The following is a 21306-nucleotide window of genomic DNA, read 5'->3' on the forward strand; positions in this document are numbered from 1 at the left end:
AATATTTTCTGAAAAGCTTTGAATCTATTCGGAGCTTTTTTTAAATTTTCTATGAATTGGTCAGGAAAGGAATATCTTTTTTAGAGACTGTGATAAACTATCTCTAAGAAACTAATGAAGGTAGGATAATTATGCGTACGATTATTACGTTTTTAATCGTTTTTGGTGTCTTAGTGATTGTTCATGAATTCGGACATTTTTTCTTTGCAAAACGCTCAGGAATTTTGGTTCGAGAATTTTCGATCGGTATGGGGCCAAAATTGATTGCTCATATGGGAAAAGATGGTACAACCTATACCTTGCGTCTGTTGCCAATCGGCGGTTATGTGCGGATGGCGGGCTTGGAGGATGAAGAGACAGAATTAAGTCCGGGTATGCCATTATCAGTTGAATTAAGTCCGAATAATGAAGTGCAACGAATCAATGTCAGTAAGAAAATCCAATTGCCAAATAGTGTTCCAATGGAACTGATTTCGGCAGATCTGATCGATGATTTAGTTATCAAGGGCTATGTTAATGGTGATGAGAGTCAAGAAACAATCTACAAAGTTCAGCATGATGCTACTGTGATTGAGGAAAGCGGTACGGAAGTGCGGATCGCTCCACGGGATGTACAATTTCAATCGGCGAAATTAAGTTCGCGTATCCTGACGAATTTTGCCGGACCAATGAACAATTTTATTTTGACGATCATCTTGTTTATCGCTTTAGCCTTTTTGCAAGGTGGCGTAGCGGTTTATGACACGAATCAGATTGGTGAGGTTCAAGCCGGCAGTCCTGCTGCCGAGGCTGGTTTAAAGGCGCATGATGAAATTCTTTCGATTGATGGAAAAAAGATCTCTTCGTGGGATGATTTAACGAATACTGTCACGAAAAAACCAGGAAAAGAACTAACAGTTGTCGTTGATCAAGACGGCAAAGAGAAAACTTTGCAAATGACACCGAAGACAATAAAGAGCAACGGTGAAAAGGTTGGGCAAATTGGAGTAGGACCTTATATGAAAACCGGATTTGGTGATAAAGTTGTTGGCGGCCTAACTCAATCATGGGATATGGTCACAAGAATCTTTGGTGCCTTAGGTTCGCTCTTTACAGGTTTTAGTTTAGATAAGCTGGGCGGTCCAGTAATGATGTATCAGATGTCAGCGGAAGCCTCACGGGCGGGAATTAAAACCGTCATTTATCTAATGGCATTACTCTCAGTCAACTTAGGAATTGTTAATTTGTTGCCGATACCGGCTTTTGATGGCGGGAAGATTCTATTGAATCTGATCGAAGGAATTCGCGGAAAACCGCTAGATCCTGATAAAGAAGGCATGATTACAATGATCGGTTTTGCCTTTATCATGCTGTTGATGATTCTCGTCACATGGAACGACATTCAGCGTTTCTTCTTTTAAATGAAAGGATCGAAATTTTTTCGATCCTTTTTCTAATGCAATCATAAAAGAAAACAGTTATACTGAAACATACTTGAAAAAGTGAAGGAGATGTCATTTTGTCTAAAAATCGCGAGCTATTTGAAAATTTATTACGACAAATTGAATTAGCCGAAACAGAGCAGCAGCATCCCATGATCCAAGCGTCAGAGATCAAGGAAGTGGTTGTTCACGAGAAATCCCGAGTGTGGGAATTTTTTATTCAAACACCGCAAATCTTACCGGCGAAATTATTTTATGCGTTTCATCAAAAGTTGCAAATTGCGTTCCAATCAATCGCGCAAGTGAAATTACATATTATTCCAGAGGACAATCAGTTTGAGGAGGAGCTTCTGCAAAACTATTGGCAATTAGCTTTGAGTGAACAGGATTGTGATACGCCGCTGGTCAAACAGGTTTTAAGCAAGCCGTTGCCAGTGATCCAAGGCAAACGAATCGTTTTACTGATTGATAATGAAACGGTTATTCCTTTTCTGAAACAGCAATATTTGCCGTTGATCGAAGAAAATTTAGTTTCTTATGGTTTCCCTCATTTGCGCGTCGATCCAGAAGTGGATAAAGAGCAGGCAGATAAGAAGTTGCAGGAATTTGAAGTACGGAAAGAAGCGCAAGCTCAAGCGATGCAGGAACAGGCAGCAGCTAGCTTGGCTCAGTATGAATCGAAGAAAAAAGAGCAGAAAGAAAATGCTGCTCATTTTGATGGACCGATTCAAATGGGACGGAATATTCCGGCTGACGAAGCCATTACACCAATGGGCAACATCATTGAAGAAGAACGACGGATCACAATCGAAGGATTTATTTTTGATAAAGAAGTTCGAGAATTACGTTCAAAACGTAAAATTTTGATCTTAAAAATGACTGACTATACGTCATCCTTCGTTGTGAAGAAATTTTCTAACGGTGAAAAGGACGAAGCAATCTTTGATGCGATTTCAAACAATAGTTGGATTCGTGTTCGGGGAAGTGTCCAAGAGGATACCTTTATGCGGGATCTAGTCATGAATGCTCAAGATATTCAAGAAGTGAAGCATCCGGAGCGACAAGATACAGCAAAGGAAAAACGTTCGGAATTACATTTACACACGAACATGAGTACAATGGATGCGATTAATAGTGCTAGTGATCTAGTTGCACAGGCTGGAAAATGGGAACACAGAGCTATCGCTATCACGGATCATGGTGGCGCGCAATCATTTCCGGAAGCTCATGCGGCAGGGAAGAAAGCCGGCGTTAAGATTCTCTATGGAGTAGAAGCAAATGTTGTCTCCGACGGGGTACCAATTGCTTACAATGATGCTCATGAATCGTTGACTGACGCTACTTATGTCGTATTTGACGTGGAAACTACTGGATTGTCGGCTGTTTATGACACGATCATCGAGTTAGCCGCGGTTAAAATGCATAAAGGAAATGTAATTGATACCTTTGAAGAATTTATCGATCCAGGTCATCCATTGTCAGAAACAACAATCAATCTGACCGGGATTACTGATGAAATGGTTCGAGGCTCAAAACCAGAAAAGGAAGTCATGGAATTATTTGAAAAATTCTGTGAAGGGACGATTCTGGTTGCCCATAACGCAACCTTCGATATTGGTTTTATCAATACGACTTATGTGCGACATGGGATGTCGGAAACACAAAATCCAGTCATCGATACGTTAGAATTGGCTCGTTTCCTTTATCCGGAGTATAAGCGTTTTGGCTTAGGTGTCTTAACGAAAAAATTCGGTATTAATTTGGAGCAACATCACCGCGCTGTTTATGATGCGGAGGCTACTGGACATTTAGGCTGGATTTTTGTCAAGGAAGCGATTGAAAAGCATGGAATGAATTATCATGACCAGTTAAACGATCATGTCGGTGAAGGCGATTCATATAAACGGGCGCGTCCATTCCATGTGACAATCTTAGCCAAGAACCAAGCTGGTCTAAAAGATTTATTCAAATTGATATCAATGTCTAACATTGATTATTTTGAAAGAGTACCACGGATTCCTCGCTCCCAACTAAATAAGTTACGAGAAAATCTATTAGTGGGATCGGCTTGTTCTCAAGGCGAGATCTTCGAAGCGATGATGCAAAAGGGTGTCGAAGAAGCAAAAAATCGAGCTGCTTTTTATGATTACATCGAAGTGATGCCTAAGGCGGTCTATGCCCCGTTAATCGAACAAGAATTAGTGAAGAACGAATCAGACTTGGAAGATATTTTACGCAATCTGATCCAGATTGGGAAAGATTTGAATAAAATGGTCGTTGCTACAGGGAATGTTCATTACTTGAACAAAGAAGACGCTATCTATCGGAAGATTCTAATTAGTTCTATGGGCGGTGCGAACCCGTTGAACCGTCACAGTTTGCCGGATGTTCATTTCCGTACGACAGATGAGATGCTGCAAGCGTTCAGTTTCTTAGGACCTGAGCTTGCTAAAGAGATCGTTGTTGACGGACCGAACGCCGTTGTTGATAGTTGTGAAGAGATTATTCCAGTCAAAGACGATTTATACACTCCGAAAATTCCGGGTTCAGAAGAAGAAATCAAAGATCTTAGTTATAATCGCGCGCGTGAATTGTATGGTGATCCATTACCGGATATTATCGAAAAACGCTTAGAAAAGGAATTGAATTCGATCATCGGGAATGGGTTTTCTGTAATTTATTTGATCTCACAAAAGCTCGTGCATAAGAGTAACGAAGACGGGTATCTCGTGGGTTCTCGTGGGTCTGTAGGCTCAAGTTTTGTGGCTACGATGACCGGGATTACCGAAGTAAATCCATTACCGCCGCATTACTATTGTCCTGAATGTCAATACTCGGAATTCTTCGAGGATGGGTCATATGGTTCAGGTTTTGATATGCCGGAAAAGGCTTGTCCTAAATGTGGCGCTCGTCTGAATAAAGACGGTCATGATATCCCATTTGAAACGTTCTTAGGCTTCCACGGAGATAAGGTTCCCGATATTGACTTGAACTTCTCAGGAGATTATCAAGCCGAAGCCCACAACTATACCAAAGTTTTATTCGGTGAAGAGTATGTTTATCGGGCAGGAACGATCGGTACAGTAGCGGATAAGACAGCGTATGGATTTGTTAAAGGGTACGAGCGTGATCACAATCTACACTTCCGTAATGCGGAAGTTGATCGCTTAGCGAAAGGCGCGACAGGGGTTAAACGAACAACTGGACAGCATCCAGGGGGGATCATTGTTATTCCTGATTATATGGATGTTTATGATTTCACGCCGATCCAATATCCGGCAGATGACCAAAATTCTGAATGGAAAACAACCCATTTTGATTTCCACTCGATCCATGATAACGTGTTGAAACTCGATATCCTTGGACATGATGATCCGACTGTAATCCGGATGCTGCAAGAATTATCGGGTATCGATCCTAAAACAATCCCAACTGATGATCCAGAAGTGATGAAAATTTTTGCTGGTCCGCAAGTTTTAGGAGTGGAACCTGATCAAATTTATTCCAAGACTGGAACCTTGGGAATCCCTGAGTTTGGGACACGATTCGTTCGCGGGATGTTGGAGGAGACGAGTCCAACGACTTTTGCTGAGTTACTGCAAATTTCCGGATTATCTCACGGTACTGATGTATGGTTGGGCAATGCTGAGGAATTAATCAGTCGCGGCGAAGCTAATCTGGCCGAAGTAATCGGTTGTCGGGATGACATCATGGTTTATTTGATCCATGCTGGACTTGATAGTGGGATGGCCTTCAAGATCATGGAGACCGTACGTAAAGGACAATGGAATAAAATCGATGATGAACTACGTGAAACCTATTTGACCGCCATGAAGGAAAACAATGTGCCTGACTGGTATATTGATTCATGTTCGAAGATCAAGTACATGTTCCCGAAAGCCCATGCGGCGGCCTATGTATTGATGGCGTTGCGGGTAGCTTATTTCAAAGTATATTTCCCGATTCTTTATTACTGTGCCTACTTCTCTGTCCGTGCTGACGATTTTGATTTAGTTGCGATGGCGAAAGGTAAAGATGCGGTGAAAGCGGCTATGAAAGCTATCACGGATAAAGGAATGGACGCGTCAACGAAAGAAAAGAATCAATTGACTGTTTTAGAGTTGTGTAATGAAATGTTGGAACGGGATTTTCATTTCGGTATGATTGACCTATATAAATCAGATGCGCAGGATTTCGTGATTGATGGCGATACATTGATTGCACCATTCCGTGCTGTACCTGGGCTTGGTCTAAACGTGGCAAAACAAATCGTTGAAGCACGCAAAGACGGCATCTTCTTATCGAAAGAGGATTTGGCTTCTCGCGGGAAAGTTTCTAAGACATTGATCGAGTACATGGATACTCATGGTGTTTTGAAGGATTTACCTGATGAAAACCAGCTTTCACTCTTCGATATGTAAAGAAAAAGATAAATTCAGCTTTAAAATGAAAGAAAATTCCATCATGAAAATGACACGGTTGAATTTTCAATAGAATTGTGCTAATATAACAATGTAATCATAGACTGATGGTGAGTGAGCGGATTTTTCGCTCACTCTTTTTAATGGAATTAAGGAGGCTGACAGTTTGAGTAGTGTTGTCGAAACAGTGACTGACTTAGTAACACCGATCTTAGATGAACAAAATTTTGAGTTAGTCGAGGTTGAGTTTGTCAAAGAAGGAAAAAGTTGGTTTTTAAGAGTATTTATTGATAAAGAGGGCGGTATCGACATTGAAGAGTGTGCCTTCGTTAGCGAAAAGCTTAGTGATAAGCTGGATTCGATCGACCCAGATCCGATCCCGCAAGCGTATTTCCTTGAGGTTTCTTCACCGGGAGCCGAACGTCCATTGAAAAAAGAAGAAGATTACCAAAAAGCAATGGGACAATATATCAACATCTCGCTTTATCAAAATATTGATGGCGAAAAACAATACCAAGGCTTCTTGAAAGAATTGACTGAGGATGAATTGACTCTGACAGTCAAAATCAAAACGCGGACAAAAGACATGGTCTTTGAACGCAAAAATATCGCCAAGGCGCGTTTTGCAATCGAATTTTAATTAATGGAAATCAAACCTATTTTTCTTTGAAAAATAGATTCGTTAATATGAACTAGGAGGAAAGTTGAAATGAGTAAAGAAATGCTGAATGCGTTGGATACTCTCGAAGCAGAAAAAGGTGTTTCAAAAGAAATCGTGATCGATGCGTTGGAGGCGGCTTTAGTCTCAGCTTATAAACGTCATTACGGACAATCACAAAATGTTGAAGTGGAATTCAACGAGAAAAAAGGTGACATCCATGTTTACGCCGTAAAAGAAGTAACGGAAGAAGTAATGGATTCACAATTAGAAGTTTCATTGAAGGATGCCATGGATATCAATCCAGCCTATGAAATCGGCGACACGATCCGTTTTGAAGTTACACCAAAAGATTTCGGCCGAATTGCAGCACAAACAGCGAAGCAAGTAATCTTGCAACGTGTGCGTGAAGCAGAACGCAGCATCATCTACAACGAATACAGTGCTTACGAAAAGGACATCATGCAAGGTATTGTAGAACGCCAAGATAATCGTTATATCTATGTCAACTTAGGTAAGATCGAAGCGGTTCTTTCAAAACAAGACCAAATGCCAAATGAGCATTACAAACCACATGACCGGATCAAGGTATATGTTTCTCGTGTAGAAAACACATCCAAAGGACCGCAAGTTTTTGTAAGTCGCAGCCATCCAGATTTATTGCGCCGCTTATTTGAACAAGAAATTCCGGAAGTCTATGATGGAATTGTTGAAATCGTCAGCATCGCTCGCGAAGCTGGGGATCGTGCGAAAGTTGCCGTTCGTTCAACTGACCCGAACATTGATCCAGTCGGAACATGTGTGGGACCAAAAGGACAACGTGTTCAAGCAATCGTAAATGAATTAAAAGGCGAAAATATGGATATCGTTGAGTGGGATGAAGATCCAGCAGTATTTATCGCGAACTCTTTAAATCCAGCTCAAGTTGAAGATGTGATCTTCGACATTGATAATCCAAAGGTATGTACTGTAGTCGTTCCAGATTATCAATTATCATTAGCCATCGGAAAACGCGGACAAAATGCACGTTTGGCAGCTAAGTTAACCGCGCACAAGATCGATATCAAGTCTGAGTCTGATATGGAAGAGTTTTATGCCAATTATGATGAATCAGAAATTGAAGAGATTGCAACTGAAATTGAAGAAATCAATTCAGAAGTGGAAGCAGTTGAAACTGAAGTAGAGGACATCGAATCAGAAGCAGAAGTAACTATTGATGATATGATTGAAGATGAAGAAAATATCGCTTCCGATCAGACTGACCAATAGTTCATTAGGAGGACAGCAAATGAAAAAAAGAAAAGTTCCTTTGCGTAAATCGGTTGTTTCCGGTGAAATGCTCCCTAAAAAAGAATTGATTCGTATCGCTAAGTCAAAAGAAGGGGAAGTTTCAATTGACCCTTCCGGGAAGAAACCCGGACGCGGCGCTTATGTCGCGTTAGAGCCAGCTGAAGTAGAAGAAGCGTGGAAAAAGCGAATCTTGGACCGAACACTCGGCATTGATTTAAGTGATGAGTTTTATCAAGAACTACTTGATTATGTGAAACACCAAAAAGCCAGAAAAGAGCTCTTCGGCAATGAATAAACAGAAGGCCTTGAACATGTTAGGCCTTGCAATGCGTGCAGGCAAACTGATCACAGGGGAAGAAATGACGATTAATGAGATCCGTAAGAAAAACGTGAAGCTCGTGATTGTCACTACTGATGCGAGTGAAAACACTCAAAAAAAAGTATCAGATAAAAGCAAATACTATCAAACGACATGTTTTGTCGAATTTACTCAAGGAGAGATTTTAGGAGCGATTGGTAAACCGCGAAAAGTTATCGGGGTATTAGATCAAGGCTTCGCCAACAAAATTATGACGTTAATAACAGGTTAGGAAGGTGATTGCATGGGAAATAAGAGAGTATACGAATTTGCCAAAGAAGTGAATCAATCAAGTAAGGATATCGTGGAAAAGGCACAGACTTTAGGGATTGATGTGAAAAATCATATGGGTTCATTATCTGGAGATGATGAATCAAAATTGAAGCAGGCTTTTTCTAGCAAACCGCAACAAACTACTCAAGCAAAACCATCAGCTAACCAGCACGAAAAACCAAAATTCCATGGAAAGAGCTCTAGGAATAATCCTAATTTCCAGAATAGAAAAGGGAATAAAGACTTGACACAAAATAATAGACAGAACAACTCAACGAACGCAAACCGTTCAAATCAAGGACAACAACGTCCAGCACAAGGCAACACAAACAATGCACAACGTTTAAGCCAAGGCCAACGTCCAGCGCAAAGTAACACAAACAATGCACAGCGTCAAAACCAAGGTCAACGCCCAGCGCAAAGTAATACGAATAATGCGCAACGTCAAAACCAAGGTCAACGTCCGGCACAAGGCAGTGGAAACAATGCACAACGCCAAAACCAAGGCCAACGTCCAGCGCAAGGGAATACAAACAATGCGCAACGCCAAAACCAAGGCCAACGTCCAGCACAAGGCAGTGGAAACAATGCACAACGTCAAAACCAAGGCCAACGTCCGGCACAAGGCAGCGCAAACAACGCACAACGTCAAAACCAAGGTCAACGTCCGGCACAAGGCAGTGCAAACAACACACAACGTCAAAACCAAGGTCAACGTCCAGCACAAGGCAGTGCGAACCAAGGACCTCGAACAAATCAAAGCAGTTCTAGCCAAGGTCAACGTTCGAATCAAGGCGGATCAAACCAAGGTGGAGGACAAAACCGCAATAAAAATAATTATGGCAACCAAAACCGCAACAATAGTTTTGGCGGTAATCAAAATCGCAACAAAAACAGATTCAACAAAAAAGGCAAAAAAGGTAAACAGCAACAAAGCAATAAACCTGCTGTTCCACCACGTAAATTCCGTGAATTACCAGAAGTATTGGAATACACAGAAGGTATGAACGTAGCGGATATCGCGAAGAAAATTTATCGTGAACCAGCAGAGATCATTAAAAAATTATTCATGATGGGTGTAATGGTTAACCAAAACCAACCGTTGGATAAGGACACTATTGAATTACTGGCGACAGATTACGGTATTGAACCACAAGAGAAAGTTACCATTGATATTGCGGATATTGACCGTTTCTTCGATGCAGAAGATGTAAACGAAGAAAACTTAGTTTCTCGTCCACCAGTTGTTACCATCATGGGTCACGTTGACCATGGTAAAACAACGTTGTTAGATACATTGCGTCATTCTCGTGTAACAAGCGGTGAAGCAGGCGGAATCACACAGCATATCGGTGCTTACCAAATCGATATTGACGGCAAACCAATCACTTTCTTGGATACACCAGGACACGCGGCCTTCACTAGTATGCGTGCTCGTGGGGCAAGTATCACTGATATCACGATTTTAGTCGTGGCAGCAGATGATGGTGTGATGCCGCAAACGATCGAAGCGATCAACCACGCGAAAGCGGCGAAAGTTCCGATCATCGTTGCAGTAAACAAAATTGATAAACCAGGTGCCAACCCTCAACATGTCATGCAAGAATTGAGTGAATATGAATTAATTCCTGAAGCATGGGGCGGCGATACGATTTTTGTAGAAATTTCTGCGAAGTTCAATCAAAACATCGACGAACTATTAGAAATGATTCTTTTAGTCGCTGAAGTGGAAGACTTGAAGGCTGATCCAACGCTGCACGGAATCGGAACAGTTATCGAAGCCCGTCTTGATAAAGGTAAAGGACCAGTTGCGACATTACTAGTTCAACAAGGTACGATGAGAGTCGGTGACCCAATCGTAGTTGGGAATACGTACGGTCGTGTTCGTGTAATGACGAATGATATTGGTCGTCGCGACAAGACTGCTGGACCAGCGACACCAGTTGAAATCACTGGATTGAATGATGTGCCGCAGGCCGGCGATCGTTTCGCAATCTTTGATGATGAAAAAACAGCTCGGGCTGCTGGGGAAGAACGTGCCAAACGTGCGTTGCTTGAACACCGCAGTGCAAGTGCTCGTGTGACATTGGACAACTTGTTCGAATCCCTTAAAGAAGGTGAATTGAAAGAAGTTAATGTCATCATCAAAGCGGATGTACAAGGTTCTGCTGAAGCATTAGCCGCGTCATTGAATAAGATTGATGTTGAAGGCGTACGTGTGAAGATCGTCCATTCAGCTGTAGGTGCCATCAACGAAAGCGATGTGACTCTAGCCGCAGCAAGTAATGCGATCATCATCGGATTTAACGTTCGTCCGACACCACAAGCGAAACAACAAGCAGCTGCTGAGGAAGTAGATATTCGTTTACACCGGATCATTTACAAGGCCATCGAAGAAATCGAAACAGCGATGAAAGGTCTGCTTGATCCTGAGTACGAAGAAAAAATTACGGGTCAAATGACTGTTCGTGAAACATACAAAGTTTCTAAAGTCGGTACGATCGCCGGATGTTATGTCACTGAAGGTTCGATTCAACGTGACAGCGGTGTGCGGATTATCCGTGACGGCATCGTCATCCTTGAAGGCAAACTTGCCAGCTTGAAACGCTTCAAAGACGATGTGAAAGAAGTCAAAATGGGCTTTGAATGTGGTGCAATGATCGAAAACTTTAACGACATCAAAGTAGATGATGTCATCGAAGGATTCGTTATGGAAGAAATTAAACCAAAATAACTATCAGTTCCGCTGCGTATTCACAATATGCAGCGGGGTATTGATAATAAAATGAATGAAGATGAACAGGAGGCAATCGTTATGCCAAATTATCGCGATCGTCGTCTCGCTCAAGAGATTTTGAAAGAAGTCAACGACATCTTACGAAAAAAAGTTCGTGATCCGCGGGTCCAAGATGTGAATATCACAGATGTTCATGTCACTGGCGACCTGCAGCAAGCGACGATTTATTATAGTCTCTTATCTGATAAAGCTTCAGACAAAGAAAAGGCGCAGGAAGGATTGAATAAAGCAAGTGGTTTAGTTCGTCGTGAACTAGGACATGCTTTGTCGATCTACAAGACACCGGAATTGTTTTTTGAATTAGATGAATCAGTTGAATATGGTTCTAAGATTGATCAAATGATTCGTGACTTAAATAAAGAATAAATTCGTTAGAACCTGAAAAATTTTTCGGGTTCTTTTTTGCATTATTGAACAAATCCTGTTAAAGTGTATGCAGTTTGTAATTAATCCTTTTGCTGGATATTTTTCAAGGAGGCATAGTCTAAAATGACTACGGAATTTGAAGAACGGATGAAGGCTCTCCATAAAGAATTTGAAAATTTGAGCCCTGAAGAACGTAAAGCCGTGAAACAAAAAATTAAGAGAATCAATGTGTTAACTTCTCGTAAATTAGAGCGAATGAAGCATGACCTGCTGCGTATGGAAACAAAACGCGCTCAGCTTTCACTAGATGGCGAGTCAAAGGAACTATCAGAGCTAGAAGACCGCATCATTAGTAAGAAAAGAGAGTTTTTAAAATTATTATTCAAAGCAAAAGAGAATTGTGCCAAGAGGTGAGTGAATGGGCTTAATTGAGATCATTATCATTTTAGCCATTGCCATTACCTTATCGAATGTTTTAGCAAAAGTTTTTCCATCTTTTCCCATTTTTATGATCCAGATTATTATTGGGATCATTCTTGGTTTTACCGAAGTCGGTACTTCAATCCATTTTGAACCAGAAGTTTTTCTTGTAATGATCATTGCACCGTTATTATTTCGCGAAGGTGAGACAGCAGATATTCCCTCAATATTAAAGCATTTTGGGTTGATTTTGCTGCTGGCCTTTGGCGGTGTGATTTTTACCCTCTTTGGTTTGGGGTTTGTTTTGCATAGTATTCTGCCAGCGATTCCGATCGCTGCTTGTTTGGCTTTTGGGGCCTCTTTAGGACCAACAGATGCGGTGGCGGTCAGTTCGCTGGCGAAGCGTCTAAATATCCCTGAATCTGTCATGCACGTTTTAGAAGGAGAAGGCCTGATTAACGACGCAACAGGAGTTACCGCCTTTCAGTTTGCGGTAGCGGCCCTGTTAACTGGTCAATTTTCGGCGACTGATGCATCGATATCCTTGATTGAATCAAGTATCGTAGGTGTATTAGTTGGTTTAGTGGTTATTTGGTTTAAAAATGAAGTGATAAAAATCATTGAGCGAATCTCTGCTCAGGATGTTTCAGCATATTTGCTGATAGAATTGATTTTACCGTTTGCAGCCTATTTTATTGCTGAATTGTTCCATGCTTCTGGAATTATCGCGGCTGTTGTAACAGGAGTGCTGCAAGCAACTGGATTTCGTCGTGTGAATCTATTTGAGGCACAGTTGTCTAACGTGACTGAAAGCTCTTGGAGTACCATCAGCTTCATGCTGAATGCCTTGGTTTTCATTTTTCTAGGGATCGAGTTGTCGCAAGTTTTTTCTCCTGTTTGGAATAGTCGCAATTATTCAAATATTCATTTGTTAGGAATCGTATTGCTGCTTACAGTGCTATTGTTCGTTCTACGCTTTATGTTCGTAAGTGGTTTTTATTTTGTGACTCAAGGCTGGAAGAAAAGTCATGCGCAACTAAGAGATCGATTATTGCTGACGTTTGGTGGAGTAAAAGGAACGGTCAGCATCGCCACGATTTTTATTTTACCTACAACAATCAACGGAATGGAATTTCCAGAACGCTCCTTACTACTTTTTATTACGGCTTCTGTGACCTTCTTGACCTTGATTATTGGTATGATCCTACTGCCGCTTCTATCGGAAGGTGAAGTTGTCCCACCAACGGATCCGAAATTGATGTTGATCTTGAGAGAGGTCATCAGTGAACTTTATGATGACTTAGATAATAAGAAGTTGAGTGAGAAGGAACGCTTTGCATTGCTTGCGGTGATTGCGAATTATCAAGGACGTATCCAAATGGTCTTTAATAATTCGATGCCGGAGAGCGCACAGCAGGAATTTCAAGAAATCCAAGCTTTGATCATTTCCGTTGAACGTGATGGACTAGATGAAAGCTTCAGAAGACATCAAATTGACTCAGGCGCCTATCGTTTATATTCGCGCTTCATTTCCAATGTGTCTGAATCTGTGACCAAGCAGATGCTGTCATTATTAAGTTTCTGGCTGATTTTTGTCCGCCGGATCATCCGTGTCATTATACATCCGAAAATGTTTTGGGAGCGTCGGCAAAAGCGCAAGGAAACGGTTGATAATGAAGATATTTCCTCACTCAGAAAAATATTTATTCGCAATAGCGAGGCGATACTGGACAGTTTGGAAAATCTGCGGGATGTTTACGATGAAGACTTAATTGATTTCTTTGTGGATGAACGAAAGAATTTGATGAATCAAGTCAGTGGTCATGGATTATTTGGAACCTATTTGATTCAGCAAGACCCGCTTTATGCAAAAGAGTTGATTCGCGGATTTTACTTGGAAAGAAAAATTATTGATAAGTACGAAGTAAGTGAGGATATTTCCAGTTTTGCTGCCAATAATTATCGTCATCAGGTGAATCAGTTGGAATCTTACGCAATACAGCAACCATCAGATCCAAGTATTTCATTTGTGATCAATCGGCAGCGGCAAAAGAAAAAGGCAAAAGAAAAGAATTATTAAAGAGGATCGTCATAGAAATATGACGGTTCTTTTTTGCATTTGAAGGAAGACAAACATTTTTTATCAGACTACAATCTAACCATTAAAGGATGTGTGAGCGACTTCTGCCTAAATTATCAAAAAGTTTAAACCAAGGTGTCAAGGCGAAAAAATAAGCGCCATATAGGCTATAAAACAACAATTTGGACTCTTGCTACGTGTTTATCTGATAGCTTTTGCAGGATTTTAAAATACCAGTTTGAGATACTGTCTGGTGGAGTAGTTTATTGAAAGTAAAAAATTAATAAACCAAATTTCTTTTTTCTAGAATAAGTCTCATTCTTGCAGCATTTATGGACTTGTTAAATAACGAAAAGGGCCTTTTGGTGGTTTGACAACTACTGATTTATAGGATTATAGTCGAGGCGTGATCACAGAGAAAAATGAAATAAGACAAAAAAGAATGTTTTTCAACTCGTACACTTTCGTTGAATGATACACGACATTCGAATCAAACAAGGAGGTACAACTATGGAAAAGCCACTATTTACACCAACTCAGTTCTTTTCGCTTAAACGCAAAACGATTGAAAAGCGAATGGATCGCTACTTTAACGACACCCATGACGCAAAACAAACGATCCAAATTCTGGTAGCGCTTCAGGTACGAGATGAACTGGCAGAAGAAGATTTTTCTTTCTGCATGATGGAACTAGTCCGGAGAATCCTGATGAAAAGCAAGACTTCGCGTACGCTGCGCCGCTATTATATTTATTTCAAGAATTATTTTTCTTCGAAGGAATGGAAAGTTGTCAGCCTGCGTTTATTTGCGGCCAAATCATTTATCAAAGAAAAAATCGAAAAAGTCATCAGCCAGTTTATTACAGAACCGTTGCAAGGTTTGGTGGGTTCGTGAACAGAACCAAAAAATTTAATGGATAAGGAGGGGAGATCATGGCAGATTTAGTCGCAAAATTTGAGAATAGTTTAGGCAGAAAACATAAGCTGCGGGTCAAAAAAGCCAATACCGATATTGAACCGGAAAAAATCAGAGCCTCACTGGAGAAACTAACAACGGTCGATCTTTTTCGAAATAAGAAGGACGCCCGATTATTTGATAAAGTCATCACCGCCAGCTTTTTCGAAGACTTCGACCGGATAATCTTTGATAATAGCAGTGATGAAGTGATTGAAGTGACCGTGGGAGAAGCTGCGCCTGTGAACACGCAGGTAATGGACGAGCACGTAGTTGTTAGTGAACAGCCAAAACCATCGTTTGAAGAGTTCAAGTTAACAGTCATTGAAGAGAAAATGGTCGAACCGACTGTATTGAAACAAGTGCTGGAGCTACCATTGGGTCTCAAGCTGAATCATTTATTCCAGGAACAGAAACGCGCATTAATCGTCTCTAAAGTGCCGGAGGGCGGCAAGCCGATTGAAGCGAATATCCACAATGAGGAGAATCCTGTCCGTATCGAGCTGCTGGTGGAGCTCAAAGAGGAAATAGAGGAGAAAGCCAACGCCTCACCGCCACAGGGGCAGCGAGAAAAACAGAGCCTCTGGGATCGTTTGAAAAAGCGAAGGTGGCTAGAATAAATCTATAAATACCCGAGATCCAGACCAGCCAATTACCGCGGATTGGCTGCAAGGACTACAGTGTATTAAAGCTGCCCTTTTGGTTGACTCAACAGACTCAACAGAGCGATCTAGGCGATAAGAACCGTTAATTCTTGTGAAGAACATCGAAGTGAATCCTCCAAAAAGAAATCAGAGGAGTGCGCGCTAATCTGGTTCCTGAGTAGAGGATCACGTCGATTTTGACTCACGAAGAATTTGCGGCAGGGCTATTGCATGAGCTTGTTCGCTTTGAGGATGGTCTCTATTATGAAGCTGTTCCTTTGTTAAAAAATTATGGAGACTGTTAGGCTTATTTGTGATGGGTTCCATTTGATCCAAAAGAAGGAAAGAACGCTTAATACCAGTTCGCAGGTATGCTGAAAGGCATATCTTTTTTGCCGTGGATTCGACTTTGTAAAATATCAGAACGAAAGAATAATGAGTCAGAGTTGGCTTGCCAATTCTCTGAAAAGCTATGCTATAATGGGAGCGTTGATTATATAAAATGAAATGAGGAAACAGCGATGGACGGTATCTTGCCGTTATGGAAGGAACGCGGCATGACAAGTCATGACTGTGTCTTTAAATTACGAAAGATTCTACAAACAAAAAAGATTGGACATGGAGGGACCCTGGATCCTGATGTCGATGGTGTACTGCCTATTTGCATTGGTAAAGGGACTAAAGTGATTGAATATTTACAGGATAGTGGAAAAATTTATGAAGGTGAAATCACTTTGGGCTTTTCTACGACAACGGAGGATCGCAGCGGTGAAGTTGTTGAGACTAAAACAGTCGAAACTCCTTTATCAATAGAAGAGATTGATCAGATGATGGCTACATTTATCGGAAAGATCACACAAGTACCACCGATGTATTCAGCGGTCAAAGTGAATGGCAGACGGCTCTATGAATATGCACGTGCAGGAGAAACGGTCGAGCGACCAAAGCGTGAAGCTGTGATCGAAAGCTTCCAACGAACAACAGATCCAAAATATAATGAAGAAACGAAAACACAAAGCTGGCGTTTTCAAGTTACCTGCGGCAAAGGGACCTATGTTCGGACGCTGGCAGTAGATCTTGGCGCCAAGCTGGGCTATCCTGCTCATATGTCAGACTTAACTCGTTTAGCTAGTGGTGGATTTTCCGTAGGTCAAGCAGTCACTTTGGTACAAGTCAGTGAGCTGATGGAAAAAGGGCAGATCGACCAAGCACTTCAGCCAATCGAGGAAGCGATGAAGGATTTTCCGAGAATTGATCTGACAGAAGCCCATTGGCAGAAAGTAAAAAATGGACAAGTGTTGCCTATGGCGACTTTTGGTCTGAAAAAAATGCCGGGGGATTTGATTGCATTTTTCTATCAGAACCAATTAGTCAGCCTCTACAGTCAGCATCCAGAAAAAGAATGGCTATTAAAGCCTAGCAAAGTGATTAGAAATGAGATTAGTCCGGCTCTTCAAAAATAGTATAGCGGTGAAAAAAAACATTCGATTAATATGAATTAGGTGTCAGTCCAACTTTTCACAGTACGTCTTGCCAGAAAACGAATCCCTAGCTAAGATAAACCGAAGTTAAAAGATCTAGTTGGATGATATACGGCATGAAGATCAGCTTTATTTTTCTGTAAGAAAAATAATTACATTAATATGAATTAGGAGCTATAGCAAATGGAAATTGTTAAATTACGTCATCCTTATAAACCAGAAGAAATTCCAGCAGGAGACTGTGTACTAGTCTTAGGCTTCTTCGATGGTGTTCATCGAGGCCATCAAGAGGTGATCAATACTGGGAAGAAAATTGCGCAAGAAAAGAATTTAAAATTGGCAGTAATGACCTTCAATCAACATCCGGCGATCGTCTTTCAGCAAGTGCAGAGCAAGCCAATCCAATATCTTTCAACCTTGAAACAAAAAGAAGAACGCATGGCAGAGCTAGGCGTAGACCTTTTATATGAAGTTGCGTTCACTTCATCGTTTGCGGCGTTAGAGCCGCAAGCATTTGTTGATCAGTATATTGTTGGACTGCATGCAAAGGTGGCAGTCTCAGGCTTTGATTACAACTTTGGCAAAGACCAGACAGCGGATGCCGAGAATTTGCCTAAATATGCGAAGGATCGTTTCGAAGTGGTGATCGTCGCGAAAAAAACGGAAGGCCATGAGACGGAAAAAATCAGCTCGTCACGGATTCGTCGTTTGTTATCTGAGGGACGACTAGATGAAGCCAACCATCTGTTAGGCTATGTCTACGAGATCAGTGGTACGGTGATTCATGGCGAAGCACGGGGAAGAACTCTAGGCTATCCAACAGCGAATATCCAAGTACCTGATGACATGAAGTTGCCTAAAGAGGGTGTCTACGTCAACAAAATCAAAGTTGGCGATCAATGGTATCCGGCGATGGGCTCAATTGGACACAATGATACCTTCGGAACGAATCGCATCTTAACAGTTGAGATCAATATCTTGGATTTTAATCAAGAAATCTATGGTGAAAAAGTAAAAGTACGCTGGTACCATATGCTGCGGGGACAAGTGGCATTTGAATCCGCTGATGGATTGATCCGACAGCTTGAAGCAGATGAGCAAGCAACGAGAGATTATTTTAAAAAGTAAAATTATATATAAGCCGAGTGAATGTATTTTATTGAGTTTGATAGAATATGTCCATTCGGTTTTTTATTTTTCTTTGGCTACTTTTTTGATTATAGGGATATCTCATATGCTATCATTAAAATAAAAAGGAGTTCTTCATGGATAAAACTTGGTACATTCGACCTTATCAAAAAGGTGATACAGAGGAATTGTTCGCGATGATGGAAAAAGAAGCCGATTGGGATGAATACTGTAACGAGAAGAATAAAGAAAACTATTTACGTGCGATTCAAACATCGATCACCTACTTGCTTTTTGAAGAAGAAAAAATCTGTGGGTATGCTCGCTGCCGCGAAGATGACGGCTTTGGCGTATATGTTTATGATCTATTAATAGATCATAAGTGTCGCGGGAAAAATTATGGGCGCTATTTGATGGAGCAAGCCTGTAAAGATTTTCCTGAGCAAACGGTTTATGTAATGAGTGATGTTGATCCTTATTATGAAAAACAAGGGTATCAAAAAGAGGGAACGATCTTTATTGTGAAGCCGCAATAAAAGTTTCAGAAAGTCGTTGACTCTCCCTTAACAGGAGACAGTATTCTGTTGATGAAAGGGGAGGATCATGTGAGTACAGCTATCGTAGCAGATCAACTAACAAAAGAAATCGGCGGAAAGAAAATCGTCAACCAACTCTCCTTCACCATTAACAAAGGTGAAGTTTTTGGTCTATTGGGGCCAAATGGAGCGGGGAAAACAACCACTATCGAAACACTTTTGGGCATCAAACGACCAGATCAGGGTTCGACCAGAATTTTAGGATTAGATCCACGAAAACGGCGCCGGGAAGTTTTTGAGAAAGTTGGGGTTCAGCTTCAATCTTCCAGTTATCAGAATAATATTCGGGTAGGTGAATTGTGTCGAGAGCTTTCGAGTTTGTATCAGCAACCGCGAGATTATCAAGAGTTATTGAAATTATTCAAATTAGGAAAGTTTGAAACTCAATTTGTTGAGAAGTTGTCTGGCGGTGAAAGACAAAAATTGTCGATCGTCTTAGCTTTGATACCTGATCCGGAGATTATCTTCTTAGATGAATTGACGACGGGATTGGATACTGAGGCTCGCCGGAATGTTTGGCAGACGTTGCTGAAACTTAAAGAAACAAATTTGACGATCTTTTTGACGACCCACTACATGGAAGAGGCCGAGATCTTGTGTGATCGGATCTTTCTGATTAAGCGCGGCAGCGTAGTTGTAGAAGGAACGATTCCTGAACTGTTGGCCGAGAGCTCTCAGGACAATTTGGAGGATGCTTATCTTTGGTTTGTGGGGGAGGATGACGATGAATAAAGTACTTAGTTTGGCAAAGGTTGAAGGAAAGCTGGCCCTTCGTTCAATTGATGGTGTTTTGTTTGGAATCGGGATGCCCTTAGGAGTCTTGCTGTTAACGACTATGATCGCTGGAAACAAGCAGGCGGGCAATGCTTCCTATACATTTTTAGACAGCAGCTTCAGCTCATTATTAGTCGTTGGTATCTGTGCAACTGCATTCATGGGCATCCCGTTAACGATATGTGATTATCGTGATAAGAAAATTTTGAAGCACTTCTTCGTGACACCTGCGTCTCCGGGACATTTGATTGCTACCCAGGTATTGATTGCAATGGCTACTGCTGTGATCTCAGCTAGTTTGGTCGCTTTGGTATCAGTCTTCTTTCTTGGCTACCGAATCCAGGGCAGTTGGATGTTATTGATAGCCAGCTATTTTTTGGTTATGATTGCGATGTATAGCTTGGGATTGTTGATCGCGAGTTTATGTAAAAATATGAAGATTGCGAATCTGGTCTGCAGTCTGGTTTATTTTCCGATGCTGTTTTTGTCCGGAGCCGTGATTCCGTTTGAACTTTTTCCAAGCGGCATGCAGAAAGTAGCGAGTGTTCTACCGCTGACGCAAGGAGTGCAGCTTTTAAAAAGTGTCAGCCTCAATCAACCAGTTGGGAATCCTCAATTTGTCTTGATTCTTTTGGTTGCGATCAGTATTATCGGATTTGGCTTAGCGGCGAAATTCTTCCGTTGGGAATAGAGAGGAAAAGAGGGGATTGCATGGAGCGTGAATGTGAAAAGGTCGAGGAGAAATTATATCGGATCGGCATGTTTTCAAAAATGAATCAGGTGACGATCAAAGCGTTGCGTTACTATGATGAAGTGGGGCTGTTGCGTCCCCGCTTCATTGATCCTGATAATGGGTATCGTTATTACAGTTCTAGTCAATTGGAACCACTGCATCGCTTGATGGCTCTTCGTCGGATCGGCTACAGCATCGAAGAGATCAAACGTGTTCAGGACGGAGAAAGTGAACAACGAATACTACAAAAAAAGAAGCAGCAATTAATGAAGGAAATATCTGAGCGGATGTCGATGCTCTCCCAGATCGAAGGATACCTGCAGCAAGAAGAAGAAAATTATCATATGGTGATCAAAAGATTACCTGAAGTTATTGTTGCATCCACACGGAAAGTCATTCCTGATTTTGAGTTTCTTTCTTCAATGATTCCAGAAATGGGGGCTATGATGGAGAAAGCCGGTTGCATTTGTACAATGCCCGAATATTGCTTTAATATTTATCACGATGGTGAATACAAAGAAGAGAACATTGATATTGAAATTTGTGAAGCAGTGACCGAAATGAAAGAAGACTTCGGTGACTTGAAATTCAAAAAGATTGATGAAATACCTACTGCAATCTGTACGATGCACAAGGGACCGTACACTTCAATACCGAATGCATTTGCTGCAGCGATTAAATTTGCTGAGGATAATGGATACGAGATCATCGATTATGTACGCGAAAATTATATCGATGGGATGTGGAATAAGGACAGTGAAGAAGAGTGGCTGACTGAGATTCAGATTCCAGTAAAGAAAATATAATCAATCAAAAGAAATCTTTGTAAAAGGGTTTCTTTTTTTGCGTAGCCTGCCGAATACATAGAAAAATAATCTCATTGAAGCTTATATAATTGTGATTTTTTGAAGA

18 protein-coding genes are annotated in these 21306 nt (G+C 41.2%); all 18 read left to right on the top strand.

Annotation, left to right across the window (positions count from 1 at the left end):
- Positions 1-131: 131 nt before the first annotated feature.
- The 18 genes from rseP to AC4J95_RS02500 all read left to right on the top strand — a co-directional run bounded on the left by rseP (position 132) and on the right by AC4J95_RS02500 (position 21200).
- Positions 132-1400 carry an RIP metalloprotease RseP gene (gene rseP, locus AC4J95_RS02415; RefSeq protein ID WP_494548457.1) on the top strand — a complete coding sequence of 423 codons (1269 nt, stop codon included), beginning with the start codon at positions 132-134 and terminating at the stop codon, positions 1398-1400.
- Positions 1401-1498: 98 nt separating this feature from the next.
- Complete coding sequence (locus tag AC4J95_RS02420; protein ID WP_494548458.1) at positions 1499-5842, top strand: PolC-type DNA polymerase III; 4344 nt, start codon at positions 1499-1501, stop codon at positions 5840-5842.
- 166 nt (positions 5843-6008) lie between these two features.
- Entirely contained in the window at positions 6009-6482 is a 474-nt protein-coding gene (gene rimP, locus AC4J95_RS02425; protein ID WP_316405542.1) for a ribosome maturation factor RimP, read from the top strand.
- A gap of 69 nt (positions 6483-6551) precedes the next feature.
- Positions 6552-7769: a transcription termination factor NusA gene (gene nusA / locus AC4J95_RS02430; protein ID WP_316405541.1), complete on the top strand. Its 1218-nt coding sequence runs from the start codon at positions 6552-6554 to the stop codon at positions 7767-7769.
- 19 nt (positions 7770-7788) lie between these two features.
- Positions 7789-8085, top strand: coding sequence for an RNase P modulator RnpM (rnpM, locus tag AC4J95_RS02435; RefSeq protein ID WP_316405540.1), 297 nt, complete (start codon positions 7789-7791; stop codon positions 8083-8085).
- Positions 8078-8380, top strand: a complete 303-nt coding sequence (locus AC4J95_RS02440) for a L7Ae/L30e/S12e/Gadd45 family ribosomal protein (RefSeq protein ID WP_316405539.1) — start codon at positions 8078-8080, stop codon at positions 8378-8380. The genes rnpM and AC4J95_RS02440 overlap by 8 nt, the downstream gene beginning before the upstream one ends.
- A 12-nt stretch (positions 8381-8392) precedes the next feature.
- Complete coding sequence (gene infB / locus AC4J95_RS02445) at positions 8393-11155, top strand: translation initiation factor IF-2 (protein ID WP_494548459.1); 2763 nt, start codon at positions 8393-8395, stop codon at positions 11153-11155.
- Positions 11156-11236: 81 nt separating this feature from the next.
- Complete coding sequence (gene rbfA, locus AC4J95_RS02450) at positions 11237-11584, top strand: 30S ribosome-binding factor RbfA (protein ID WP_088932914.1); 348 nt, start codon at positions 11237-11239, stop codon at positions 11582-11584.
- Between the two features lie 123 nt (positions 11585-11707).
- Complete coding sequence (locus tag AC4J95_RS02455) at positions 11708-11998, top strand: hypothetical protein (RefSeq protein ID WP_316405536.1); 291 nt, start codon at positions 11708-11710, stop codon at positions 11996-11998.
- A 4-nt stretch (positions 11999-12002) separates the two neighbouring features.
- Positions 12003-14084 (top strand): cation:proton antiporter, encoded by a 2082-nt coding sequence (locus AC4J95_RS02460; protein WP_494548460.1) that lies wholly within the window; start codon positions 12003-12005, stop codon positions 14082-14084.
- Positions 14085-14594: 510 nt separating this feature from the next.
- On the top strand, positions 14595-14978 hold the full coding sequence (locus AC4J95_RS02465) for a hypothetical protein (protein WP_494548461.1): 384 nt from the start codon (positions 14595-14597) through the stop codon (positions 14976-14978).
- A 38-nt stretch (positions 14979-15016) separates the two neighbouring features.
- A complete protein-coding gene (locus tag AC4J95_RS02470) occupies positions 15017-15658 on the top strand; it encodes a DUF2922 family protein (protein ID WP_494548462.1) in 642 nt (213 codons plus the stop codon).
- 545 nt (positions 15659-16203) lie between these two features.
- Positions 16204-17145 carry a tRNA pseudouridine(55) synthase TruB gene (gene truB / locus AC4J95_RS02475; RefSeq protein ID WP_494548463.1) on the top strand — a complete coding sequence of 314 codons (942 nt, stop codon included), beginning with the start codon at positions 16204-16206 and terminating at the stop codon, positions 17143-17145.
- A gap of 201 nt (positions 17146-17346) precedes the next feature.
- On the top strand, positions 17347-18291 hold the full coding sequence (ribF, locus tag AC4J95_RS02480; RefSeq protein WP_494548464.1) for a riboflavin biosynthesis protein RibF: 945 nt from the start codon (positions 17347-17349) through the stop codon (positions 18289-18291).
- A 137-nt stretch (positions 18292-18428) separates the two neighbouring features.
- Positions 18429-18827, top strand: coding sequence for a GNAT family N-acetyltransferase (locus AC4J95_RS02485; protein WP_494548465.1), 399 nt, complete (start codon positions 18429-18431; stop codon positions 18825-18827).
- 69 nt (positions 18828-18896) lie between these two features.
- On the top strand, positions 18897-19619 hold the full coding sequence (locus tag AC4J95_RS02490; protein WP_494548466.1) for an ABC transporter ATP-binding protein: 723 nt from the start codon (positions 18897-18899) through the stop codon (positions 19617-19619).
- Complete coding sequence (locus tag AC4J95_RS02495) at positions 19612-20352, top strand: ABC transporter permease (protein ID WP_494548467.1); 741 nt, start codon at positions 19612-19614, stop codon at positions 20350-20352. The genes AC4J95_RS02490 and AC4J95_RS02495 overlap by 8 nt, the downstream gene beginning before the upstream one ends.
- 20 nt (positions 20353-20372) lie before the next feature.
- Positions 20373-21200 (top strand): MerR family transcriptional regulator, encoded by an 828-nt coding sequence (locus AC4J95_RS02500; protein ID WP_494548468.1) that lies wholly within the window; start codon positions 20373-20375, stop codon positions 21198-21200.
- Positions 21201-21306 lie beyond the last annotated feature (106 nt).

This window comes from Enterococcus sp. GPZ-007 (genome assembly GCF_059374735.1).

Bases quoted from the DNA above. Each gene is read 5' to 3' on its own strand.
- rseP (WP_494548457.1), top strand. From the start codon at position 132: ATGCGTACGATTATTACGTTTTTAATCGTTTTTGGTGTCTTAGTGATT.
- nusA (WP_316405541.1), top strand. From the start codon at position 6,552: ATGAGTAAAGAAATGCTGAATGCGTTGGATACTCTCGAAGCAGAAAAA.
- rnpM (WP_316405540.1), top strand. From the start codon at position 7,789: ATGAAAAAAAGAAAAGTTCCTTTGCGTAAATCGGTTGTTTCCGGTGAA.
- AC4J95_RS02440 (WP_316405539.1), top strand. From the start codon at position 8,078: ATGAATAAACAGAAGGCCTTGAACATGTTAGGCCTTGCAATGCGTGCA.
- infB (WP_494548459.1), top strand. From the start codon at position 8,393: ATGGGAAATAAGAGAGTATACGAATTTGCCAAAGAAGTGAATCAATCA.
- rbfA (WP_088932914.1), top strand. From the start codon at position 11,237: ATGCCAAATTATCGCGATCGTCGTCTCGCTCAAGAGATTTTGAAAGAA.
- AC4J95_RS02455 (WP_316405536.1), top strand. From the start codon at position 11,708: ATGACTACGGAATTTGAAGAACGGATGAAGGCTCTCCATAAAGAATTT.
- AC4J95_RS02460 (WP_494548460.1), top strand. From the start codon at position 12,003: ATGGGCTTAATTGAGATCATTATCATTTTAGCCATTGCCATTACCTTA.
- AC4J95_RS02465 (WP_494548461.1), top strand. From the start codon at position 14,595: ATGGAAAAGCCACTATTTACACCAACTCAGTTCTTTTCGCTTAAACGC.
- AC4J95_RS02470 (WP_494548462.1), top strand. From the start codon at position 15,017: ATGGCAGATTTAGTCGCAAAATTTGAGAATAGTTTAGGCAGAAAACAT.
- truB (WP_494548463.1), top strand. From the start codon at position 16,204: ATGGACGGTATCTTGCCGTTATGGAAGGAACGCGGCATGACAAGTCAT.
- ribF (WP_494548464.1), top strand. From the start codon at position 17,347: ATGGAAATTGTTAAATTACGTCATCCTTATAAACCAGAAGAAATTCCA.
- AC4J95_RS02485 (WP_494548465.1), top strand. From the start codon at position 18,429: ATGGATAAAACTTGGTACATTCGACCTTATCAAAAAGGTGATACAGAG.
- AC4J95_RS02495 (WP_494548467.1), top strand. From the start codon at position 19,612: ATGAATAAAGTACTTAGTTTGGCAAAGGTTGAAGGAAAGCTGGCCCTT.
- AC4J95_RS02500 (WP_494548468.1), top strand. From the start codon at position 20,373: ATGGAGCGTGAATGTGAAAAGGTCGAGGAGAAATTATATCGGATCGGC.